Source organism: uncultured Succinivibrio sp., from assembly GCF_902756765.1.
In the GTDB taxonomy this organism is placed as follows: domain Bacteria; phylum Pseudomonadota; class Gammaproteobacteria; order Enterobacterales; family Succinivibrionaceae; genus Succinivibrio.
Window position 1 is genome coordinate 1 of the sequence record NZ_CACVSS010000138.1, and the last position, 6,687, is coordinate 6,687.

Consider the following 6,687-nt stretch of genomic DNA (forward strand, 5'->3'; position numbering starts at 1 on the left):
GCAGATAAAGCACGTACCGCCTGCTGTGCCTTAGCATAAGCCTGAGCTGCCTGTAAGGTAGCCTGTCTCTGCTTCATTACTCTGTCTAAATCGTACTGATGCGTTTTCAATGCATTAACAGAGCGATCATACTCAGACAGAGCCTTATCTGCTTTTGAAAAAGATTTTGTAAGACTAGGTGCAACTGTTCCTGCAAGAGTTAATCCTAACTGGTATAACTTTTCTGCCATAATTATGTTCTCCTAGTCTTAGATTGGAGTTTTTTATTTATTTCGGTTGTAGTGTTTATGTACTGTTGCATTAGTTCGGCAACATCTGAAATAGGAAGCTCAAACAGTTCAAGAAAAGAAGTATGAAGTTCTTTTGAAAGAATAATCAGTCCTTTGGTGTACTGTTCGAGCCAGTTATTAAGATCACCTACACCAGTGATTGAGCGAAAAAAACGGATACTTTTCCGATAATTCCCAGATAATCTGGAATCAGTAATCCTTCAAAAAACTCAACTGGATGCTTGGTTTTCTGAGCAAGGAAGTAAAAAATAAAATCATCATCTGAAATAAGAGAAGAGGTTGCTGCATTCCTAATCAGCATGTTATTTCCATTTAAAGATTTGTAGCTCTTAATGGCATTTTTTAGTTCCTTACCTGTAAGTTCCTCAACATCAAGGTCGATACCGGTAAACTCTTTGCCTTCAAATTTATAAGGCTTGGTAAAATCAATATGCATCTTAATCCTCTTACATACCTAGCTGACTTCTAACGTCTGAAAGTAAATCAGTACCATTTACCTTGTAGATAAAGTTCAGCTTATCAAGCTCAATAACTTCCTTATCTGCAATCTCAATCTTCAGATAAGTGATTTCATATTCAGTGGTAGTGTCAGATGATGCACCAACCTCAAGAGAACCTAAACCAACGGTCTTAGTGATACCCTTGGTAATAATCTTTACCCCCTTAGGAACAAGCTCATTGGTTGCATTATCAAGGAACTGCTGAGAACCTCTGAAGGTAAGTTCAACACCACTCATATTTAGTAAAGTTAAAGCTTCTTCAGTAATAGAACGCCAATTGATAGTAGCGCTCATTGCCTGGAAATGACCTAGAACAGAAGTCTCAATCTCACCAGCAACACCTGCACCTGAAATGGTATCTGTCATATGAGCCAGCTCAGGTAAATCAACAGTAGCAATACCAACCTGATTTACGCCATCTTTGTAAACACGATAGTTAATAGTCTTATCCGGAGTTAAAGCATTTTCTGCCATTTTTGTAATCCTCTTAAACAGAAAATCCGTCTAAACAGACGGATTCAAAATCTTAGCCAAACAAGGTTGAATAGTATTCGGTATCAATTTCAAGATTGAATTCCATGTCTTCAGCTGGTGAAGGAGGAGTCATAAATACCTTGAAGTGATAAATACCATCCATCAGCTCAATGGTAGGATTATCTTCCTCGCGGAACAGACAACGGCCACCAAGTAACTGACCACGAGCAACTAACGAATTCAGCCACTGATTGATTGAATTTACTACAGTCTCTATCAGCCTGCGGTTACCTGGTTCGTCAACCTTCTGCCATGTAGTAAGAACTATGGTATTTCCTACCCACTGGAACATTCTTCTTACAGCAATCCATGCATCCTTTGGATCGGTTACACCTGGATAACAGCAGGTTCTGTTGCCCCAGATAGTCCAGCCTTTAGCGAAATTCAGTAAAGTTACAATACCCTGACCATTTAGGTAATTTGCTTCTTCATTACCGAATACAACCTCTGTACCGTCATCCAAGCATAGACCGGTAATTGACGCATTCTTATTTGAAGGAGAGCAATAAGGCACACCACCGTTAGCATTATCAGTAACACCGATAACACCTGCCAGATGAACTGATGCATGATACAGAGTCTCTGTATTGCGAACCATTGGCCAACAGAGAACCTGCTGAGTAAGAACTAGGTTATTATTCTTCTTCCATTCAGGTACGGATGAATATACAGGTACATTTGAATCTGCAGGAGCATCACATAAAGCCATTGCTCTGAAATTACCGTTAATCAGAATTGCTTTTGCCCCCATGATTGCTGCAACTTCAGGATCAGATGAGAAGCCAGGAGCAAGAACCAGAGTAGGAACCAGTGAGAACTTAGGATAAACTTCATTGATTAACTCTAAGCCCTTACGCTTACCTGTAGATGCATTGATACCACCGATAATATCAGCCTTAGTTACAAGTGAAGGATCAATCTTGTAGCCTGATACAGTTACATCTGAAGGAATTTCAACACCAATCCAGTTAATTACAAGATAACCATCCTCATCAAAAGCAGTCTCATAATCAGTGCCTGCAGCATAGGTATGTAAATCATCTCCAGTCTGGCCATTGGTTACAACCAGAGTTTCAGCTAATACACCTAAAATCTTTAAGGTGCCTGAACCATCCTTAATGGTAACAGTCTGAGCTGCAACTGCTGCCTTATGAACACTAGGATCTAAGACGTTAACAAAGATGCAAGGTACAATTCCATAGAAATTAAAGTTTGCATACATGAACTCACTGAGGCCATGTGTAAATTTCTTATCACCCTTTGTATTGAATACCTGAGCTGCTTCAAAGCCAAAATATTTTACAGCCTCAGCATATGAGTTGATTAGAACCGGTTCATTAATCTTTCTTGAACCAGCTGCAATCTGATTGATTGGTGCTGTGCCAACAACAAAAGGTAAAGCACTTTCAACTCTGACTGTTGGAATTAAAGAGGTGCCAGTCTCACCGATGTAAACACCATGCTTATAATTTGCCATTTATTATTCTCCCTTGATCTTCAGAGCTTTCTGATAAGCGCCATGTAACCTTGAACCTACCTTGTTCACCTCTGTTAATGACTTAACAAAATCTTTTGTAGGAACAATCAGAATTTCTAATTCAGGATGTTTCTCAACAACAGCCTTAGCAACGTCTCCAAGACCATCCTCAAAAACCATATTGCTTTTAAAATAGCCTTTTGGAATTGTTGGACCAACATAGATACGAGGCCATGTCTTTTCCTGAGTAGCTGTAACTGTCACAGCATCTGTTTTCTTTGCCATCTTTTTATCCTCACTAAACGTTAGATGATTCATACTGACTGGTATAAATTCGCCACGATGTTGAAATTATTGCCATGTAATAAGGTTCTTTCTGCTCAAATGGAAGCTCCCATTTCATATCTCCCATTCGTTCATATTTGCGATCAAGAATGCCGTTTTCCAACTGTGCTATTCTCATCATTAGTCGATGAACAACATTCATTGTGTCCTGGTATGCAAGCTCATCTCTTGCAAAAGTTCCTACGATAATTTCAATGTTTAAATCTGTTGCTCCGTTATGTACTGTGGCATTACTTGGTCTCACCGTGACAAACGGATAATCCGCGTCATTATCAAAATTCTTTGAAGGAAGCCATCCATTAAAGACTTTTATCTCAATTTCATCTTCAGGATCATCTTCATATTCAGGAGTTTCTTCCTCATATAAACTGCCAGGACGTTCTTCAGTTTGTCTTGGAGGTTTATGTAATCGAATATCTTCTAACGCCTCTTTTATTAACTTACAGAGAGCGTCAACACAATAAAGCTCTACCATTATTTCGTTACTCCTTTCAGAAGAACACCAACGGAACAGTTGGTCCTGTTTTTACTTCAATAGGAAGTCTGTTCTTTCCTGTACGTCTGAATACGGTTCCATTCCAGACAAAACCGTTTTTAACTTCAAATGGAGAACCTTTCTTTATTTCAACCGTAACAGGTTTAAATGCTTTTCCTGTTGTCTCTTTATTTGGAGAGAATTTATAGTGCGCCATTGAGAGACTGGCAGAATTTGCGGAACTTAAAAACTGAGCAACAAGCTCGTTTTTTGAAGCTTTCTTTACAGATAGACTTTGCTTAACGCTTGAAGCTTTAATGGTGTAATTTTCTTTTAAAATTCGTGATGCTTCTGTTTTAGTTGAATCTATAGCTCTGTTCATTGCCCTTGCAATAGCAACCGGAGCCTGTTTTGGCATTCCTTCAAGATATGAAGTCAGTTTCTTAACTGCGCTCTCATCTAAGCGTACATAGTTATCTGCCATATCATTGCTCCATTATTTCTAACGTTAAAATATCAACGCCCTGCTCCTGCTGTACGTCCCTGCATACGTATCTCAATTTGTTAATAGTTACTACAGAATCAACCAAGGGCAGAGGAGATAAGTCCCCCTGCCTTAGATAAACAACTACTGTTGCTTTGAAAACGCCCTGAACCTGCGCACCTTCAAAAGAATTAGCTACAGAATTATCAATGACAGCTTTTACTTTTGTATCGTTGATAGTCCAGTAATCAGCAAACTCACCTACATTGATAAAGGTATCTAAATCCTTTCTGAAGGTCTGTTTCAGGTTCATTTTTTACTGCGTCCTTTCTTTGTTTCAGAAGCTTTTTCAGTGTCAGTCTGTTCTACCTTCTGGGTATCAAGCGCAATCTTTTCAGCAAGACCACGCTCAATCCAATCTGATGCTTCCTTATCAGATAAAGAAAAGGTAGTTCCTATTTCAAGAACTACCCCTTTATGTAGAACATTAGACTTTAGTCTTACGTCCATATTTAAGCCACCTTTAAGATGTAGAAGCCTAAAGGCTCATTAACAATCATGAGAGGAGCTGATTTCAGCTGCACAATTCGACCTGCAGGGTTTGACTGCTGCAACCATGAATTAGGTACACGGTCACCCTCAACAAATGAATGAGAGTTGTCGGCAACATTGATAATGTCAACAAGTCCATAAGCTCTGGTGGTCTTTACTCCACGGCAGGCAATTAAGACGGAATCATTTGGGATCATAGGCTTATTAGATTGAGAGGCTTCATCATAATAAGTCTCATCATAGGTGAATACGTCCAGATTTGGTAAACGTAAAGCACCAATGTATGAAACACCGTCCTCTAGCTCACGAGGATTGATCTGACCTAAGTCAATTCTGCGTGAATTAAATGCGGTGGTATCTCCCTTTAATTTGTCGATTAGACAATCAACAGCGGTAGCGCCTGCAATCACTTCTACAGGAGTAAGACCAGACTTCTGAGAAATAGTACGGCATACTGCACGCAAATCTCTTAGAGGGTCGGCACCTGCTGCAGTCCATAAGGTTGATACAGTTGATGATGGTTTATCTGCTGCAGATAAATCACCCCAGAAATCAAGCTGGTCGTCAACACCTTCACCCTTAATCAGAATCTTACCTGTGGTTAAGGCTTGAGCACACATAACCTCTTCAGTACGTGTAATCTCCTTATCCATCTCATTCAGATCTTCTGCAAGAATTGCAGCAGCTCTGTCGTTAGGTGAACGTCCAGAGTATAACTGCTCGCCTGGCAGTCTCTGCATTGCATCCTCAGCAGTGCATACACGGTAAGGTGCAATGAATGCAGGCTTATAGGTAGAGGTCTTATAGCCATTGCGTAAATCTAAGGTTCCGCCAATGCGAGGATTTACGAATGGAGCTAACTTGCGCTTACCTGGACCTTTAATATCAATATCTACAGTTGGAGTATTGAAGGTCTTTTTGTTTGAGAAATAACGGTCACGTAGGAATGAACGAGCACGGAACTCTGAGTTCACCATATCAAGCATGGTACGTGGCTCAAATAAAGATACTGGCATCTTAATAATCTCCTATTAACGTAAGAAAATTCCAACATTACGAGCGGCTTTTACAAAGTCCTCAATGTCAACACCTGAAGGAACACTAACAGCTGCTTTATTAAAGTCACCGTTAACGTATACAACACCCTCTGTATCTGCATCAGAAGCATCTACATCATCAGTAAGAATGCCAAAAACATCTGAAGCAGGAGTATCACCATCTGCTGCAGAAACTGCAGATACCTTACCGTTTGCAAAAGTAACTAATGCACCACGTTTTAGGTTCTGACCAGATGCTACAATTACTGGAAAAGTCTTAATCTCATCACGATTTAGACCAGCAAATAACTTGTCATACTCAGTTGATTCAGTTGTAATTAAATCAGCCATTTTCAATCTCCCAAATTATTTTTTATAACCGTTGATTTTTGCCAGCTGGGCATGAACAGCGGCAACCAGCTGAGCACGTGATTCAGCATCTTTGTCCTGAGGCAGAGCCCCTTCAGAAGGCTGGACACCTTCAAGATCATTGGCTAAAGCTTGTGCATCGGCTGCAATTGATGAAGTTTTTGACAGTTTCTGTTCTTTCTGCATTTTGATGGTCTCAATGGCAACCTGTTCTGCTGTCATTGGCTCTTCAAACATTGCCTTTACAATAAGCTCATGATTTGCGCCGTTATCAATCTCTGACAGAGACTTGATACGATTTCTTTCGGCCTGAACAGCTTCAGCCACTATGGCCTTGAACAAATCAGGATATTCTGCATTCAGACGTTCAGCTGTCATAGCTTCCGCTTTCTGCCCCTCAGCCTTTGCAACAATCTGAGTATCTTCTACCTTTGCTGCAGGCTTTGGATCTTCTGGTTTCTTACTCATTAACATCTCCTTTGATGGTTTACGTAAGTTTTTCAAATCCCATTCACAGCCTGCAATGGCTAGAATGTGATCGTCCTTCATATAAGCAGTTACCTGCTCACCTTCATCAATCTCATCAGCAAAACCTTTTTCTACAGCCTCTTCAGCAGTAAACCA

At 40.1% G+C, this 6,687-nt stretch carries 12 protein-coding genes; all 12 read right to left on the bottom strand.

Annotated features, from left to right (window positions below):
* Nucleotides 1–230, bottom strand: a 230-nt coding sequence (locus QZU45_RS11410) for a hypothetical protein (protein ID WP_295355392.1), incomplete at its 3' end; no start/stop codon positions are given.
* A gap of 187 nt (nucleotides 231–417) precedes the next feature.
* Entirely contained in the window at nucleotides 418–726 is a 309-nt protein-coding gene (locus QZU45_RS11415) for a hypothetical protein (protein WP_295355394.1), read from the bottom strand.
* A gap of 10 nt (nucleotides 727–736) precedes the next feature.
* Nucleotides 737–1,264, bottom strand: a complete 528-nt coding sequence (locus QZU45_RS11420) for a phage major tail tube protein (RefSeq protein ID WP_074837966.1) — start codon at nucleotides 1,262–1,264, stop codon at nucleotides 737–739.
* Nucleotides 1,265–1,316: 52 nt separating this feature from the next.
* On the bottom strand, nucleotides 1,317–2,801 hold the full coding sequence (locus QZU45_RS11425) for a phage tail sheath subtilisin-like domain-containing protein (protein WP_295355397.1): 1,485 nt from the start codon (nucleotides 2,799–2,801) through the stop codon (nucleotides 1,317–1,319).
* A 3-nt stretch (nucleotides 2,802–2,804) separates the two neighbouring features.
* Nucleotides 2,805–3,086 carry a hypothetical protein gene (locus tag QZU45_RS11430; protein WP_074837970.1) on the bottom strand — a complete coding sequence of 94 codons (282 nt, stop codon included), beginning with the start codon at nucleotides 3,084–3,086 and terminating at the stop codon, nucleotides 2,805–2,807.
* A 13-nt stretch (nucleotides 3,087–3,099) separates the two neighbouring features.
* Nucleotides 3,100–3,621, bottom strand: a complete 522-nt coding sequence (locus tag QZU45_RS11435; RefSeq protein WP_295355399.1) for a hypothetical protein — start codon at nucleotides 3,619–3,621, stop codon at nucleotides 3,100–3,102.
* Between the two features lie 16 nt (nucleotides 3,622–3,637).
* Nucleotides 3,638–4,105 carry a phage tail protein gene (locus tag QZU45_RS11440; protein ID WP_295355401.1) on the bottom strand — a complete coding sequence of 156 codons (468 nt, stop codon included), beginning with the start codon at nucleotides 4,103–4,105 and terminating at the stop codon, nucleotides 3,638–3,640.
* 1 nt (nucleotide 4,106) lies between these two features.
* Complete coding sequence (locus QZU45_RS11445) at nucleotides 4,107–4,418, bottom strand: hypothetical protein (RefSeq protein ID WP_295355403.1); 312 nt, start codon at nucleotides 4,416–4,418, stop codon at nucleotides 4,107–4,109.
* Entirely contained in the window at nucleotides 4,415–4,615 is a 201-nt protein-coding gene (locus QZU45_RS11450) for a hypothetical protein (protein WP_295355405.1), read from the bottom strand. Before QZU45_RS11450 ends, QZU45_RS11445 begins: the two co-directional genes overlap by 4 nt.
* A 2-nt stretch (nucleotides 4,616–4,617) precedes the next feature.
* Entirely contained in the window at nucleotides 4,618–5,673 is a 1,056-nt protein-coding gene (locus QZU45_RS11455) for a major capsid protein (protein ID WP_295355407.1), read from the bottom strand.
* Between the two features lie 15 nt (nucleotides 5,674–5,688).
* Nucleotides 5,689–6,045 carry a head decoration protein gene (locus QZU45_RS11460; protein ID WP_295355409.1) on the bottom strand — a complete coding sequence of 119 codons (357 nt, stop codon included), beginning with the start codon at nucleotides 6,043–6,045 and terminating at the stop codon, nucleotides 5,689–5,691.
* Between the two features lie 15 nt (nucleotides 6,046–6,060).
* Nucleotides 6,061–6,687: hypothetical protein (locus QZU45_RS11465; protein WP_295355411.1), on the bottom strand; the 627-nt coding region annotated here is incomplete at its 5' end.

Bases quoted from the DNA above. Each gene is read 5' to 3' on its own strand.
- QZU45_RS11415 (WP_295355394.1), bottom strand. From the start codon at position 726: ATGCATATTGATTTTACCAAGCCTTATAAATTTGAAGGCAAAGAGTTT.
- QZU45_RS11420 (WP_074837966.1), bottom strand. From the start codon at position 1,264: ATGGCAGAAAATGCTTTAACTCCGGATAAGACTATTAACTATCGTGTT.
- QZU45_RS11425 (WP_295355397.1), bottom strand. From the start codon at position 2,801: ATGGCAAATTATAAGCATGGTGTTTACATCGGTGAGACTGGCACCTCT.
- QZU45_RS11430 (WP_074837970.1), bottom strand. From the start codon at position 3,086: ATGGCAAAGAAAACAGATGCTGTGACAGTTACAGCTACTCAGGAAAAG.
- QZU45_RS11435 (WP_295355399.1), bottom strand. From the start codon at position 3,621: ATGGTAGAGCTTTATTGTGTTGACGCTCTCTGTAAGTTAATAAAAGAG.
- QZU45_RS11440 (WP_295355401.1), bottom strand. From the start codon at position 4,105: ATGGCAGATAACTATGTACGCTTAGATGAGAGCGCAGTTAAGAAACTG.
- QZU45_RS11445 (WP_295355403.1), bottom strand. From the start codon at position 4,418: ATGAACCTGAAACAGACCTTCAGAAAGGATTTAGATACCTTTATCAAT.
- QZU45_RS11450 (WP_295355405.1), bottom strand. From the start codon at position 4,615: ATGGACGTAAGACTAAAGTCTAATGTTCTACATAAAGGGGTAGTTCTT.
- QZU45_RS11455 (WP_295355407.1), bottom strand. From the start codon at position 5,673: ATGCCAGTATCTTTATTTGAGCCACGTACCATGCTTGATATGGTGAAC.
- QZU45_RS11460 (WP_295355409.1), bottom strand. From the start codon at position 6,045: ATGGCTGATTTAATTACAACTGAATCAACTGAGTATGACAAGTTATTT.